The organism is Streptomyces sp. NPDC001678, assembly GCF_042892945.1.
In the GTDB taxonomy this organism is placed as follows: Bacteria; Actinomycetota; Actinomycetes; order Streptomycetales; family Streptomycetaceae; genus Streptomyces.
In genome coordinates this window covers 17,457-34,168 of record NZ_JBIAUP010000016.1, presented here as the reverse complement: position 1 = coordinate 34,168, position 16,712 = coordinate 17,457, and the positions used below count along the sequence as shown (strand labels likewise).

The following is a 16,712-nucleotide window of genomic DNA, read 5'->3' as shown; positions in this document are numbered from 1 at the left end:
GCATCTAGGGAAACCCGCAGTCGACCTCGATCAGGATGGCCTTGAAAAGGGTCAGACGTGAGTGTCGGCAGTCGGCAGTCCGCTCCCCAAGACCGGCAGATCAGCGAGGGGTTGACATCCTGATGTCGAATGAGGGCAAGCTCCGCGAGTACCTCAAGCGTGCCATCGCCGACCTTCACGAGACCCGCGAGGAACTCGGCGAGACCCGGCGACGGCAGCGCGAGCCCATCGCGATCGTCGCCATGGGCTGCCGCTACCCCGGCGGCGTCCGCACGCCCGAGGAGCTGTGGGAGCTGGTCGAGGGCGGCGTCGACGCCATCACCGCCTTCCCCGCCAACCGCGGCTGGGACCTCGACGGGCTCTACGACCCCGACCCCGCCCACCAGGGCACCAGCTACGCCCGCGAAGGCGGCTTCCTCCACGACGCCGGCGAGTTCGACCCCGCCTTCTTCGGCATCTCGCCCCGCGAGGCGACGGCCATGGACCCCCAGCAGCGCCTCCTGCTGGAGACCGCCTGGGAGGTCGTCGAACGGGCCGGCATCGACCCGGCGTCCCTGGCCGGCACCCGCACCGGCGTCTTCGTCGGCACCGGCCCCGGCGGCTATGACCCGGGCGCCGTCTCCCTCGGCGCCGTCCACCGCACCGACGAGGTCGGCGGCCACCTGCTGACCGGCAACGCCATCAGCGTCGCCTCCGGCCGCATCTCCTACGTCCTCGGCCTCGAAGGCCCCGCCCTCACCGTCGACACCGCCTGCTCCTCCTCCCTGGTCGCCCTCCACCTCGCGGTGCACTCCCTGCGCCAGGGCGAGTGCACGATGGCCCTCGTGGGCGGCGCCACGGTGATGTCCACGCCGCAGATGTTCGTCGAGTTCTCCCGGCAGCGCGGGCTCGCCCCCGACGGCCGGTGCAAGCCCTTCTCCGCCGGCGCCGACGGCACCGGCTGGAGCGAGGGCGTCGGCCTGCTGCTCGTGGAGCGGCTGTCGGACGCGCGGCGCAACGGCCACCCCGTGCTGGCGGTCATCCGCGGCTCGGCCGTCAACCAGGACGGCGCCTCCAACGGACTGACTGCCCCCAACGGGCCCTCCCAGCAGCGCGTCATCCGCCAGGCCCTCGCCAACGCCGAACTCACCGCCCCCGAGATCGACGTGGTGGAGGCCCACGGCACGGGCACCACCCTGGGCGACCCCATCGAGGCCCACGCCCTGCTCGCCACCTACGGCCAGCAGCGCCCCGCCGACCGGCCCGTCCTCCTCGGCTCCCTCAAGTCCAACATCGGGCACACGCAGGCCGCCGCCGGTGTGGCCGGTGTGATGAAGATGGTCCTGGCCATGCGCCACGGCCTCCTGCCCAAGACCCTCCACCTCGACGAGCCGACCCCGCACGTCGACTGGACGTCCGGCAACGCCCGGCTGCTGACCGGCCAGGAGGCCTGGCCGGAGACCGGCCGGCCGCGCCGGGCCGCCGTCTCGTCGTTCGGCGTCAGCGGCACCAACGCCCACGTCATCATCGAAGCGGCCCCGGCGCCGGAGCCCGCCGAAGCCGGGGACGACACCACCCCGCCCGCCCCCGTCGTACGGCCCGCCGCGCTGCCCTGGGCCCTGTCCGCCCGCTCCGAGGAGGCCCTGCGGGCCCAGGCCGTCCGCCTCGCCCGGCACCTGCGCGCCCACCCCGGCCTCGACCCCGCCGACGTGGCCCACTCCCTCGCGGCCGGCCGGCCCCTGATGGAGCACCGGGCGTTCGTCGTGGCCGACGGCCGCGAGGAGGCCCTGGCCGGGCTCGACGCCCTCGCCGAGGGCCGGACCGGAAGCGGCCTCGTCACCGGCACCGCCGCCAAGACCCCCACGGCGTTCCTCTTCGCCGGGCAGGGCTCGCAGCGCGTCGGCATGGGCCGGGAACTCCACCGCACCCACCCGGTGTTCGCCGAGGCCTTCGACGCGGTGTGCGCCGAACTCGACCCGCTGCTGGACCGCCCGCTGCGCGAGATCGTCTTCGCCGGGGAGGGCACGCCCGAGGCCACGCTGCTGGACCGCACCGGCTGGACCCAGACCGCCCTGTTCGCCGTCGAGGTCGCCCTCCACCGGCTCGTCGAATCCTGGGGCGTGACCCCGCAGTTCGTCGGCGGCCACTCCATCGGCGAGCTGTCCGCCGCCCACGTGGCGGGCGTCCTCTCCCTCACCGACGCCGCCCGGCTCGTGGCCGCCCGCGCCCGTCTGATGGAGGCGCTGCCCGAGGGCGGGGCGATGGCGGCCGTCGAGGCCACCGAGGACGAGATCCGCGCCTCCCTCACCGGCCTCGAGGACCGGGTCTCCGTCGCGGCGGTCAACGGACCGCGCTCCGTCGTCGTCTCCGGCGACGAGGAGACCGTCACCCGCGTCGCCGCCCACTGGGAGACCGAGGGCCGCCGCACCAAACGACTGCGGGTCAGCCACGCCTTCCACTCGCCGCGCATGGACGCCATGCTGGACGACTTCCGGCGCGTCGCCGAAAGCCTCACCTACCACGCCCCGCGCGTCCCCGTCGTCTCCACCGTCACCGGCGCGCTCGCCGGCGCCGACGAGCTGACCTCCCCCGAGTACTGGGTGCGCCAGGTCCGCGCGACCGTCCGCTTCGCCGACGCCGTACGCGCCCTGGAGGCCGCGGGCGCGACGGCCTTCGTCGAGATCGGCCCGGGCGGGGTGCTCACCCCCCTGGTCGAGGGCTGCCTGGCCGCCGCCGACACGGCCGTGGCCGTACCCCTGCTGCGCGGTGACCGCCCCGAGACCCGCGCCCTCGTCGAGGGCCTCGCGACGGCCTCGGCGCGCGGCGTCCGCGTGGACTGGGCCGCCTCCCTCGCCGGCGCCGGCGCCACCCGCGTCGAACTGCCCACCTACGCCTTCCAGCGGCAGTGGTACTGGCTGAACGCCTCCGACGCCCCCGCCGGGACCGGCACGGCACCCACCCCGGCCGACGCCGTCGACGCCGACTTCTGGGCCGCGGTCGAACGCGAGGACACCCGCACCCTCTCCGACGTCCTCGCGCTCGACGCCGACGAGGCCGCCACCACCCTCGGTGGCATCCTGCCCGCCCTCGCCTCCTGGCGCCGCCGCCGCACCACCCGCGCCACCGTCGACGGCTGGAGCTACCGCACCACCTGGACCCAGATCACCACCGGCACCGACCGCACCCCCGCCGGCCGCTGGCTCCTCGCCGTCCCCGCCGGAGCGGAAACGGACGGCTGGGCCGACGCGCTCACCGGCCCGGGCGGCCTGCGCGCCGACGAACTGACCCTCACCGGCGACGACACCGCCGACCGGGACGCCCTCACCGCCGCCCTGGCCGAAGGCCCTGTGGCCGGTGTGCTGTCCCTGCTCGCCCTCGACGAACGCCCCCACCCGGAGCACCCGTCCGTACCGCTCGCCCTCACCACGACCACCGCGCTCCTGAACGCCCTGGAAGCCGCCGACGCCGCCGCGCCGCTGTGGTGCGCCACCCGGGGCGCCGTGGCCGCCGACGCCACCGAGGCGTCGGCGAGCCCCACCCAGGCACAGATCTGGGGACTCGGCCGCGTGGCCGCCCTCGAACACCCCGGCACCTGGGGCGGACTGATCGACCTCCCGCAGGATGCCGACGCGCGAGCCGTCTCCGCCCTGCTCGGCGTGCTCGCCGACGGCCGCGAGGACCAGGTCGCCATCCGGCCCGCCGGAACCCTCGCCCGCCGCCTGGAACGCGTCCCGGCCGGCCCCGACGACACGGACGCCGCCTGGCCCGGCCACGGCACGGTCCTGATCACCGGCGGCACGGGCGCGCTCGGCGCCCGGGTGGCCCGCACCCTCGCCGAGGCCGGGGCCGAACACCTGCTGCTCACCGGCCGGCGCGGCGCGGACGCCCCCGGCGCCGACGCCCTCCGTGCCGAACTGGAGGAACTGGGTGCCCGCGTCACCCTCGCCGCCTGCGACGCCGCCGACCGCGACGCGCTCGCGGCCCTCCTCGCCGGCATCCCCGACGACACCCCCCTCACGGGCGTCGTCCACGCCGCCGGCGTCCTGGACGACGGCGTCCTCGCCACCCTCACCCCCGAGCGCTTCGCGACGGTCCTGCGCCCCAAGGCCGACGCCGCCCGCCACCTCCACGAACTGACCCAGGGCCAGGACCTGGGGATGTTCGTGCTGTTCTCCTCCATCACCGGCGTCATCGGCAACGCCGGCCAGGCCAACTACGCCGCCGCCAACGCCTTCCTCGACGCCCTCGCCGAACAGCGCCGCCACCAGGGCCTGCCCGCCACCTCCGTGGCCTGGGGCCCCTGGGCGGGCGACGGCATGGCCACCGACGACGCCCTCGCCGGACGCATGAGCCGCGACGGACTGCGCCCCATGGCCCCCGCACCGGCCCTCGCCGCCCTGCGCCGCGCCGTCGCCCGGGGCACGGCGCAGACCACCGTCGCCGACATCGACTGGGCCCCCTACGCCGCCACCCTCACCGCCACCCGCCCCTGCCCCCTGATCGACGGCGTGCCCGAGGCACGCCGGGCAGGCGAGGCCGGCCGCGCCCCGGGCGCGGCACCCGGCGGCTCGCCGCTGCGCGACCGCCTCGCGGGCCGCCCGGCCGCCGAACAGGAGCGCGTGCTCGTCGACCTGGTCCGCGAGGAGATCGCCAAGGTCCTCGGCCACGCGTCCCCCGACGGCATCGACGCGGGACGCGCCTTCCGCGACCTGGGCTTCGACTCCCTGACGGCCGTCGAACTGCGCAACCGGCTCTCCGCCGCGACGGGGGTGCGGCTGCCCGCCACCCTGCTCTTCGACCACCCCACGGCCGCCGCCGTGGCCGCGCTCCTGCGCACCGAGGTGCTGGGCGCGACGGACACCTCCCTCGGACGGGCCGCCGTGGCCGCCGACCCGGACGAGCCCGTGGCGATCGTCGGCATGGCCTGCCGCTTCCCCGGCGGCGCCAACTCCCCGGAGGACTTCTGGCGGCTCCTCGCCGAGGGCGCCGACGGCATCACCCCCTTCCCCGAGGACCGCGACTGGGACACCGAGGGCCTCCACCACCCCGACCCCGACCACCCGGGCACCAGCTACGTCCGCGAGGGCGGCTTCCTGACGGACGCGGCCGGGTTCGACGCCGGGTTCTTCGGCATCTCGCCGCGCGAGGCGCTGGCCATGGACCCGCAGCAGCGGCTCCTGCTGGAGACCACCTGGGAGGTCCTGGAACGGGCCGGCATCGACCCGACGTCCCTGCGCGGCAGCCGCACCGGCGTGTTCGCCGGCACCAACTCGAACGACTACCAGACCATCCTCGACGGCACCCGCGACGAGGTCGCCGGCCACCTGCTGACCGGCAACGCCATGAGCGTGGTCTCCGGCCGCGTCTCCTACACCTTCGGCTTCGAGGGCCCGGCCGTCACCGTGGACACGGCGTGCTCGTCGTCGCTGGTCGCCCTGCACATGGCCGCGCAGTCGCTGCGCCAGGGCGAGTGCACGCTCGCCGTCGCGGGCGGTGTGACGGTCATGTCCACCCCGTACTCCTTCGTGGAGTTCTCCCGGCAGCGCGGCCTGGCCGCCGACGGCCGGTGCAAGCCCTTCGCGGCCGCCGCCGACGGCACGGGCTGGAGCGAGGGCGTCGGCCTGCTGCTGGTGGAGCGGCTGTCGGACGCGCGGCGCAACGGCCACCCGGTGCTGGCGGTCGTGCGGGGCTCGGCGGTCAACCAGGACGGCGCTTCGAACGGTCTGAGCGCTCCGAACGGTCCGTCGCAGCAGCGGGTGATCCGTCAGGCGCTGGCCAATGCGGGCCTGGACGCGACCGACGTCGACGCCGTGGAGGCCCACGGTACGGGCACCACCCTGGGTGACCCGATCGAGGCCCAGGCACTCCTCGCCACCTACGGCCAGGACCGTGCCGCGGACCGGCCGCTGTGGCTGGGCTCGGTGAAGTCCAACATCGGGCACACGCAGGCCGCCGCCGGTGTCGCGGGCGTGATGAAGATGGTCCTGGCCATGCGCCACGGCCTCCTGCCGAAGAGCCTCCACATCGACGAGCCCACCCCGCACGTCGAGTGGACCGACGGTGCCGTCGCCCTGCTCGCCGAACCCACCGAGTGGCCCGGCGGCGACCGGCCGCGCCGGGCCGGCGTGTCCTCCTTCGGCATCAGCGGCACCAACGCCCACATCATTCTCGAACAGGCCCCCGCCGAGGAGCCCGTCTCCGGCTCCGGGGTCCCCGACGCCACCGTGCCGTGGCTGCTCTCCGCCCGGACCGCCGACGCCCTCCACGACCAGGCCCGTCTGCTGGCCGAGTACGTCCGTGCCGCCGAGGCGCCCGACGCCGCCGGCATCGCGCACGCGCTGGCGACCGGCCGCGCCGCCCTGGAGCACCGGGCCGCCGTCGTCACCGGCGGCGCCGACACGGGCGAACTCCTCGCCGCGCTCGACGCGCTGGCCGCCGCTCTGCCCTCGCCGCACGTCCTCGACGGCACCGCCGAGGGCGACCGGGGACCGGTGTTCGTCTTCCCCGGCCAGGGCTCCCAGTGGGCCGGCATGGCCCTCGAACTCCTCGACACCTCCCCGGCCTTCGCCGAACGCCTCGCCGAGTGCGGCGCCGCGCTGTCTTCGTACGTCGACTGGTCGCTGCCGGACGTCCTGCGCGGCGCCCCCGACGCGCCGTCCCTCGACCGGGTGGACGTCGTCCAGCCCGCGCTGTTCGCCGTGATGGTGTCGCTGGCCGCGCTGTGGCGCGCGCACGGCGTCGAGCCCGCCGCCGTCCTCGGCCACTCGCAGGGCGAGATCGCCGCCGCCTGCGTGGCCGGCGCCCTCACCCTGGACGACGCGGCCCGCGTCGTCGCCCTGCGCAGCCAGGCCATCGCCCGCGCCCTGTCCGGCGACGGCGGCATGGTGTCCGTCGCCCAGCCCGCCGACGCCGTGCGGGAGCGCATCCGCGCCTGGGGCGAGCGGGTGTCCGTCGCCGCCGTCAACGGCCCGGCCTCCGTGGTCGTCTCCGGCGCCCCCGACGCCCTCGACGAACTCCTCGCCGACTGCGAGCGCGACGGCGTCCGCGCCCGGCGCGTCCCCGTCGACTACGCCTCCCACTCCGCCCAGGTCGAGCGGATCCACGACGAACTGCTGACCCTCCTGGCCCCCGTCGCCCCGCGCCCCGCCGAGATCCCCTTCTACTCGACGGTCACCGGCGAGCCCGTCGACACCACCACGCTCGACGCCGCCTACTGGTACCGCAACCTGCGGCGGACCGTGGAGTTCGAGGCGGCCACGCGGGCGCTGCTGAGCGCCGGGCACCGGTCCTTCATCGAGGTCAGCCCGCACCCGGTGGTCATCGCCGGAGTGCAGGAGACCGCCGCCGACACCGGTGTGACGGCCGCCGCGACGGGCACCCTGCGCCGCGAGGACGGCGGGCCCGCCCGCTTCCGGACCGCGCTCGCCGACGCCTGGACGCACGGCGCCCCCGTCGACTGGTCCACGCTGTTCACCGGTGCGGCCATCACGCGGGCCGAGCCGCCCACGTACGCGTTCCAGCGGCAGCGGTACTGGCCGCGCGTCGTCGAAGGCGCCGGCAACGTCGCCACCGCCGGGCTGGAGTCGCCCGAGCACCCGATGCTCGGCGCGGCCGTGGAACTCGCGGGCGGCGACGGGATGGTGGTCACCGCGCGCTGGTCCGCGCGCACCCACCCCTGGCTCACCGACCACGCCGTGTCGGGCACCGTCGTCGTACCCGGCGCCGCCCTCGTCGAGGCCGTGATCCGCGCCGGTGACGAGCTCGGCTGCGGCCACGTCGACGAACTGACCCTCCACGCCCCCGTCGTCCTGCCCGAACGCGGCGAGGTCCGCGTGCAGATAGCCATCGGCGCCGCCGAGGAGTCCGGGCACCGCCCCGTGACCCTCCACGCCCGCACCCTCGACCCCGGCGCCGACACCGCCGAGGGCACCTGGACCGAACACGCCACCGGCACCCTCGCCCCCGCCGCCCCGGCGGCGCCGCAGGAGCTCACCTCGTGGCCCCCGCAGGGCGCCGAGGCACTCGCCGTGGACGGCTTCTACACCACGCTCGCCGAGCGGGGCTACGGCTACGGCCCGGTCTTCCAGGGCGTACGAGCCGCCTGGCGGCACGGCACGGACGTGTACGCCGAGGTGGAGCTCCCCGAACGCGCCCGCACCGACGCGGCCCGCTTCGGCCTCCACCCCGCCCTGCTGGACGCCGCCCTCCACCCGGCCGGGCTCGGCCCGCTCACCGTCGAGGACGGCCGCCCCGGCATGCCGTTCTCCTGGACCGGCGTCACCCTCCACGCCACCGGCGCCACCCTGCTGCGCGTACGGATCGCGCCCGCCGGGCCGGACGCCGTCACCGTGACCATGGCCGACGGCACCGGCCGCCCGGTCGCCACCGTCGAGCGGCTGACCGTACGCCCCGTACCGGCCGCGCTCCTCGACCCGGCCGCCCACGCCGCCCGCGAGGCGCTGTTCCACGTGGAGTGGACTCCGCTGACGGGCTCGCGGACCGCTGACGCGGGTCGTGCTGACGCCGGCCCCGTCGACGCCGGCCACGTCGGCACCGACCGCCCCGGCACCAGCCACGCCGAGGGCCGGCCCGCCGCCTGGGCCCTGATCGGGCCCGACCCCGACAACGCGGTCGCCACCGCCCTCGCCGCCGCCGGCGTGGCCGTGACCGCGTGGGACGGTCTCGCGGCCCTGGCCGCGTCCGCCGGGCCCGTGCCCGACGTGATCGCGGCCCTCGCCACTGACGGCCGTCCGGACGACGCGCCGGCCGCCGCGCTCGAACGCGCCCTGACCCTGGTCCAGACGTGGCTCGCCGACGAGAGGTTCGCCGGCACCCGCCTCGTCGTCCTCACCCGGAACGCCGTCGCCACCCACACCGGCGAGGACGTCCGGGACCTGCCGGCCGCCGCCGTACGCGGCCTGCTGCGCTCGGCGCAGTCGGAGCACCCCGGCCGGATCGTCCTCGCCGACGTCGACGCGCACGCCGCCTCCTGGCTGCCGCTGCCCGCCCTCGTGGACGCCGACGAACCCCAGCTGGCGCTCCGCCAGGGCACCGCGTACGCGCCCCGCCTCGTACGCACCCACGCCCACGCGCCCCTGCCCGTCCCCGACGGCGAGGGCCCGTGGCGGCTGGACATCCCGGAGAAGGGCACCGTCGACAACCTCGCGCTGACGCCCTGCCCGGACGCCGCCGGCCCCCTGGAGCCCGGCCAGGTCCGCATCGCCGTCCGCGCCGCCGGCCTGAACTTCCGCGACGTCCTCAACTCCCTCGGCATGTACCCCGGCGGCGCCAAGTACCTCGGCTCCGAGGCGGCCGGCGTCGTCGTCGAGACCGGGCCCGGCGTCGACGGGATCGCCGTCGGAGACCGCGTCATGGGCATGGTGCCCGGCGGCTTCGGCCCGCTGGCCGTGGCCGACCACCGCGTCCTCGCGCCCGTACCGCGCGGCATGTCCTTCGAGCAGGCGGCCGCCGTCCCCGTCGTGTTCCTCACCGCCTACTACGCCCTGCGCGACCTCGCCGGCCTCACCGCCGGGGAGACCGTCCTCATCCACGCCGCCGCCGGCGGCGTCGGCATGGCCGCCGCGCAACTGGCCCGCCACTGGGGCGCCGACGTCCTCGGCACCGCCAGCACGTACAAGCAGGAACTGCTGCGCGCCGAGGGCTGGCCCGCCGACAGGCTGGCCTCCTCCCGCACCCTCGACTTCGAGGACCGCTTCCGGGGGACCACCGGCGGCCGGGGCGTGGACGTCGTCCTCAACTCCCTCGCCGGGGACTTCGTCGACGCCTCGCTGCGCCTGCTGCCCCCCGGCGGGCGGCTGATCGAGATGGGCAAGACCGACATCCGTGACGCCGACGAGGTCGCCCGGGACCACGAGGGCGTCGCCTACCGGGCGTTCGACCTGATCGAGGCCGGGCCCGAGCGCATCCACGAGATGCTCGCCGAACTCGTCGCCCTGTTCGAGGACGGGACGCTGCGGCCGCTGCCCGTCACCACCTGGGACGTCCAGCACGCCCGCGAGGCCTTCCGCTTCGTGTCCGAGGCCCGCCACGTCGGCAAGGTCGTCCTCACCGTGCCCCGCCCCTGGGACCCCGACGGCACCGTGCTGATCACCGGCGGCACCGGCGAACTCGGCGGCCTGCTGGCCCGCCACCTCGTCACCCACCACGGCACCCGGAACCTGCTCCTCACCAGCCGGCGCGGCACGACCGCCCCCGGCGCCCCCGAACTGTGCGACGAACTGCGGTCCCTGGGCGCCCACGTCACCGTCGCCGCCTGCGACACCGCCGACCGCGACGCGCTCGCCGCGCTGCTGGCCGGCATCCCCGACGGACAGCCGCTGACCGCCGTCGTGCACGCCGCCGGCGTCCTCGACGACGGCGTGATCACCTCCCTGACCCCCGACCGGCTCACCGGCGTCCTGCGCGCCAAGGCCGACGCCGCCCGCCACCTCCACGAGCTCACCGCGCCCCACGAGCCCGCCGCCTTCGTACTGTTCTCCTCGGCCGCCGGCGTCTTCGGCTCCGCCGGCCAGGGCAACTACGCCGCCGCCAACGCCTACCTCGACGCCCTCGCCCAGCACCGCCGCGTCCAGGGCCTGCCCGCCACCTCCCTCGCCTGGGGACTGTGGGCACAGGCCAGCGAGATGACCGCCCACCTCGACGACGGCGACCGCGCCCGGGCCCGGCAGTCCGGCGCGCTGACCCTCTCCACGGCCGACGGCCTCGCCCTCTTCGACGCCGCGCTCGCCGCCCGCAGGCCCCTGCTCGTCCCCGTCCGCATGGACGGCGCCGCCCTGCGCAACCGCCGCCCCGCCGAACTCCCCGCCCTGCTGCGCGGCCTGTACCGGGGCAGCACCGCACGCCGCGCGGCCGGCGCCGAACGCCCCGCCTCGGGCACCGACGCGCTCCGGCAGCGGCTCGCGGGCCTGCCCGCCACCGGCCGCCGCGCCCACCTGCTGGAACTGGTCAGCGGCTGCGTCGCGGCCGTCCTGGGCCACACGGACACGAGCCTCGTCCACGCCGAACGGGCCTTCCGCGACCTGGGCTTCAACTCGCTCACCTCCGTCGAGCTCCGCAACCGGCTCGGCACCGCCACCGGGCTGCGCCTCCCGGCCACCCTCGCCTTCGACTACCCGGCCCCCGCCGCTCTCGCCGCCTACCTCGACGGCGAGCTGTCCGACGGCCTCCCCGACGGCCCCACCGCCGACGACACGAGCGTCGCGTCCGTCGCCTCCGCCGCCGACGAGCCGATCGCCGTCGTGGGCATGGCCTGCCGGCTGCCCGGCGGCGTCCGCTCGCCCCAGGACCTGTGGGAGCTGCTGGCCTCCGGCACCGACGCCATCGCCGGCTTCCCCGAGGACCGCGGCTGGGACCCCGAGGCGGTCTACGCCCCCGTGCCCGAGGGGACCGGCTCCTCCCGCACCCGCGAAGGCGGCTTCCTCTACGACGCGGCCGAGTTCGACGCGGGATTCTTCGGCATCTCGCCGCGCGAGGCGCTGGCCATGGACCCGCAGCAGCGGCTCCTGCTGGAGACCGCGTGGGAGACCTTCGAACGCGCGGGCATCGACCCCAGGTCCGTACGCGGCAGCCGCACCGGCGTCTTCGCCGGACTGGCCTCCAGCGACTACGTCGCCCGCGTTCCCGAGATCCCCGAGGAACTCGCCGGGTACGTGAACAACGGCAACGCCATGAGCGTCGTCTCCGGCCGCGTCGCCTACGCCCTGGGCCTGGAGGGCCCGGCGGTGACCGTGGACACGGCGTGCTCGTCGTCGCTGGTCGCCCTGCACATGGCCGCGCAGTCGCTGCGCCAGGGCGAGTGCACGCTCGCCCTGGCCGGCGGTGTGACCGTCATGTCCTCGCCGCGCCTGTTCACCGACTTCGCCCGCCAGCGCGGCCTCGCCGGCGACGGCCGCTGCAAGCCCTTCGCGGCGAGCGCCGACGGCACCGGCTTCTCCGAGGGCGTCGGCCTGCTGCTGGTGGAGCGGCTGTCGGACGCGCGGCGCAACGGTCACCCGGTGCTGGCTGTCATCCGTGGCAGCGCGGTCAACCAGGACGGCGCGTCCAACGGCCTGAGCGCGCCCAACGGCCCGTCCCAGCAGCGCGTCATCCGTCAGGCACTGGCCAACGCGGGTCTGAAGGCCGCCGACGTCGACGCGGTGGAGGCGCACGGTACGGGCACCACCCTGGGCGACCCGATCGAGGCGCAGGCGCTGCTGGCCACGTACGGTCAGGACCGTGCCGCGGACCGGCCGCTGTGGCTGGGCTCGGTGAAGTCCAACATCGGGCACACGCAGGCCGCCGCCGGTGTCGCGGGCGTGATGAAGATGGTCCTCGCGATCCGCAACGGCATGCTGCCGCTGAGCCTCCACATCGACGAGCCCTCCCCGCACGTGGACTGGAGCGCGGGCGCGGTGAGCCTGCTGGACCGGGCCGTCGACTGGCCCGAGAACGACCGCCCCCGCCGGGCCGGCGTGTCCTCCTTCGGCATCAGCGGCACCAATGTCCACGTCATCCTCGAACAGGCCCCCGCCGACACGGAGATGCCCACCGAGGCCGAGACGCCCGCCGCCACCGTGCCCTGGCTGCTGTCGGCCCGCAGCGAGCGCGGACTGCGCGGCCAGGCCCGCGCCCTGCTCGCCCACCTGGAGCGGCACCCCGACGCGACCCCGGCCGACCTCGCGTTCTCCCTCGCCACCCGGCGCTCCACGCTCGAACACCGGGCCGTGGTCGTCGGCGCCGGCCGCGAGGCGCTCACCGAGCGGCTGCGCGCCCTCGCCGAGGGCGAGCCCGCCACCGCCACCGTCCACGGCGGCTTCACCGGCTCCCGCGAGCGCAAGGCCGTCTTCGTCTTCCCCGGCCAGGGCTCCCAGTGGGCCGGCATGGGCACCGAACTGCTCGCCACCTCCACCGTCTTCGCGGACCGCATGGCCGCGTGCGAGCGCGCCCTCGCCCCGTACGTCGACTGGTCCCTGACCGCGGTCCTGCGCGGCGACGCGGACGCGCCGGGGCTCGACCGCGTGGACGTGGCCCAGCCCGCGCTGTGGGCGGTCATGGTCTCCCTCGCGGAGGTGTGGCGCGCCCACGGCGTCCGCCCCGCCGCCGTCCTCGGCCACTCCCAGGGCGAGATCGCCGCGGCCTGCGTCGCCGGGGCGCTGTCCCTGGAGGACGGGGCCAAGGTCGTCGCCCTGCGCAGCCAGGCCATCGCCGGGGAGCTCTCCGGCCACGGCGGCATGGTGTCCGTGACCACCTCGCACGCCGACGTCACCGACCGCCTCGCCCGCTGGGGCGACAAGCTGTCCGTCGCCGCCGTCAACGGCCCCTCCACCGTCGTCGTCTCCGGCGACGACACGGCCCTCGACGAACTCCTCGCCGAATGCGCGGCCGACGGCGTCCGCGCCAAGCGGATCCCCGTCGACTACGCCTCCCACTCCGCCCAGGTCGAACGGATCCACGACACCCTCCTCGCCGACCTCGACGGCCTTACGCCCGTCCCGGCCGACGTGCCGTTCTTCTCGACCGTCACCGGCGACTGGCTCGGCGACGACGAGCACCTGGACGCCGCCTACTGGTACCGGAACCTGCGCCGCACCGTACGGCTGGAGGACGCGCTGCGGGCCCTCCTCGCCCAGGGCCACGACGTGTTCGTCGAGTGCAGCCCGCACCCCGTGCTGACCGTGGGCATCGAGGACACCGTCGCCGACGCCGAGGCCGACGCCGTCTCCATCGGCTCGCTGCGCCGCGACGACGGCGGGGCCGAGCGCATGCTGACCTCCCTGGCCGAGGCGCACGTCCACGGCCTGCCCGTCGACTGGACCGGCGCCGTCGCGGGCGGCCGCCCCGTCGAGCTGCCCACGTACGCCTTCCAGCGCGAGCGCTTCTGGCTGGAGCCGTCCGGTCACGTCGACCCGGCGGGCCTGGGCACGGCCGTGGCCCTCGCCGCCGACGGCGCCGTCCTCACCGGCACCGTCGGCCTCGCCTCCCACCCCTGGCTGGCCGGACACACGGTCCACGGCTCCGCCGTCGTCCCCGGCACGCTCCTGCTCGAATGGGCCGTGCGCGCGGGCGACGAGGCCGGCTGCGGCACGGTCCACGAGCTCACCGAACACCTGCCGGTCGCCCTCCCGGAGCGGGGAGCCGTCGACGTCCAGGTGGCCGTCGGCGCGGCGGACGGCGACGGGCCGCGCCCGGTCACCGTGCACACCCGTCCGGGCGGCACGGACGCACCGTGGACGCGGAACGCCACCGGCACCCTGACCACCGCACCGGCCGCCCCCGCCGCCCCGATGCCCGCCGCCTGGCCGCCCGCGGCCACGCGCCCGGTCGAGCCGGACGCCCTCCTCGACACCCTCGCCGCCCACGGCCACGACCACGGACCGGCGTTCCGCACGGTCCGCGCGCTGTGGCAGGGCGACGGTGAGCTGTACGCCGAGGTCGCCCTGGCCGACGACGACCGGGCGGGCGCCTCCGGCTTCCGTCTCCACCCGGCCCTGCTCCAGGCCCTCCTGACCCTGCGCGACCCCGAGGGCACGCCCGCGCCGCCGTCCGCCTGGCGGGGCGCCACCGTCCTCGCCACCGGCGCCGACCGCCTCCGGGTGCGGCTCGCCCCGGCGGGCGACGACGACACCGTCTCGCTGACCGCGTGGGACACCACGGGCACGCCCGTGGCCGTCGTCGACGCCGTGACGACGCGGGAGCTCACCGCCGACCGGCTCACCACCACGGGCACGGCACGCCACGACGCGCTCCACCGGGTGAGCTGGATGCCGCTCGCCCTGGAAGGCCCGTCGGAGGCCGCGGACTTCGCCGTCCTCGGCGACACGGCCCCGGTGGCGGCGCTGGAACGGTCCGGGGCGCCCGTCCGCGCGTACCCCGACCTCACCGCCCTCGGCGCGGCCCTCGACGCCGGGGAGCAGACACCCCGGACGGTGCTGCTGCGCCTCGCCCCCGAGGGATCCGAGGACGTGCCCGGAACCGCCCACCGGGTGGTCCGGGACGGCCTCGCCCTCGTCCGGTCCTGGCTCGGCGACGAGCGGTTCGCCGGCTCCCGGCTCGTCCTCGTCACCGAAGGCGCCATCGCCACCGGGCCCGAGGACGCGGTGCCCGCCCCGGCCGGGGCCGCCCTGTGGGGCCTGGTCCGCTCCGCACAGACCGAGCACCCCGGGCGCTTCGTCCTCGCCGACCTCGACGGCGACGACCGCTCCACCGCCGCCCTGGCCCCGGCCCTCGCCGCGGCCGAAGCGGCGGGGGAGACCCAGCTGGCCGTCCGCGGCGGCACGGTGACCGTCCCGCGCCTGGTCCGCACGGACCCGGCCGGCCTCGCGGACACCCCCGTCTGGGAGTGGAACCCCACCGGTGAAGGCACCGTGCTGATCACCGGTGGCACGGGAACGCTCGGCGGCCGCATCGCCCGGCACCTCGCCGCCCGGCACGGCGTCCGCCACCTCCTCCTCACCGGCCGCCGGGGCCCCGACGCCCCGGGCGCCCGGGAACTGCGCGAGGAACTGGCCGCCCTGGGCGCGCAGGCCACCGTCGTCGCCTGCGACGCCGCCGACCGCACCGACCTCGCCCGCGTGCTCGCCGCCATCCCGGCCGCGCACCCGCTCACCGCCGTCGTCCACGCCGCGGGCGTCCTCGACGACGGACTGCTGGAGAACCTGACCGCCGAACAGGCCGAGCGCGTGCTGCGGCCCAAGGCCGACGCCGCGTGGCACCTCCACGAGCTCACCCGCGAGGCCGGGCTCTCCGCCTTCGTCCTCTTCTCCTCCTTCGCCGGCGTCGCCGGCGGCATGGCCCAGGCCAACTACGCCGCCGCCAACGCCTTCCTCGACGCCCTCGCCCACCACCGCCGCGCCCAGGACCTGCCCGCCGTGTCCCTCGCGTGGGGATACTGGGAAGAATCGAGTGGAATGACGGCCACTCTGGACGACGTGGACCTCGACCGCTTCGCCCGCTCCGGCATGCTGCCGATGCCGACCGGCCAGGGACTGGCCCTGCTCGACGCCGCCTCCGGCGTCGACAGCGCCCTCCTCGTGCCCGTCCGGCTCGACCCGCGCGCCCTCGCCGCCTCCGCCCCCGCCGGCGTCCCCCCGCTGCTGCGCACCCTCGTCCGTACGCCCGTCCGGCGCGCCGCGACCGGCGGCGGGGACGGCGCCCGCGAGGCGGGGATCGCCGAACGGCTGGCCGGGCTCAGCGCGCCCAAGCAGGAAGCACTGCTGCTGCGGCTCGTCGCCGGGCACGTCGCCACCGTCCTCGGCCACGGCTCCGCCGACGCCGTCGACGCCGAACGCGGCTTCCTCGACCTGGGGATGACCTCGCTCACCGCCGTCGAACTGCGCAACCGGCTCAACGCCGAGACCGGGCTGCGCCTGCCCACCACGGCGATCTTCGACCACCCGACCCCGCTCGGCCTCGTCCGCCACCTCCGCGAACGGCTCGACCTCGCCACCGGAGCCGACGACGCGGGGGAGGCCACGGCCGTCTTCGCCGAACTCGGCCTCCTGGAAGCCGCCGTGGCCGCGAGCGAACTGGACGGCGAGGCCCGCACCAGGCTCCTCCAGCGCCTGAAGTCACTCCAGTGGAAGCTCGACGCCGCCGACGACGGCACGACGGCCGAGGACACCTCGTCCGCCGACGCCGCCGCCTCCGACCTCGAAGCCGCCGAGACCGACGACGAGATGTTCGACCTCATCGACAAAGAACTCGGCCTCGCCTGACAAGCCCAGTCAGTCGAAAAA

General features: G+C 76.4%; 1 protein-coding gene. It reads left to right on the top strand.

Going from position 1 to position 16,712, the window contains the following annotated elements; translation table 11 throughout:
• The first annotated feature begins 119 nt into the window (after positions 1–119).
• The gene (locus ACFYZR_RS27275; RefSeq protein WP_391914932.1) at positions 120–16,691 is read left to right on the top strand and encodes a type I polyketide synthase; all 16,572 of its coding nucleotides are present in this window, start codon (positions 120–122) and stop codon (positions 16,689–16,691) included.
• The last annotated feature ends 21 nt before the right edge of the window (positions 16,692–16,712 follow it).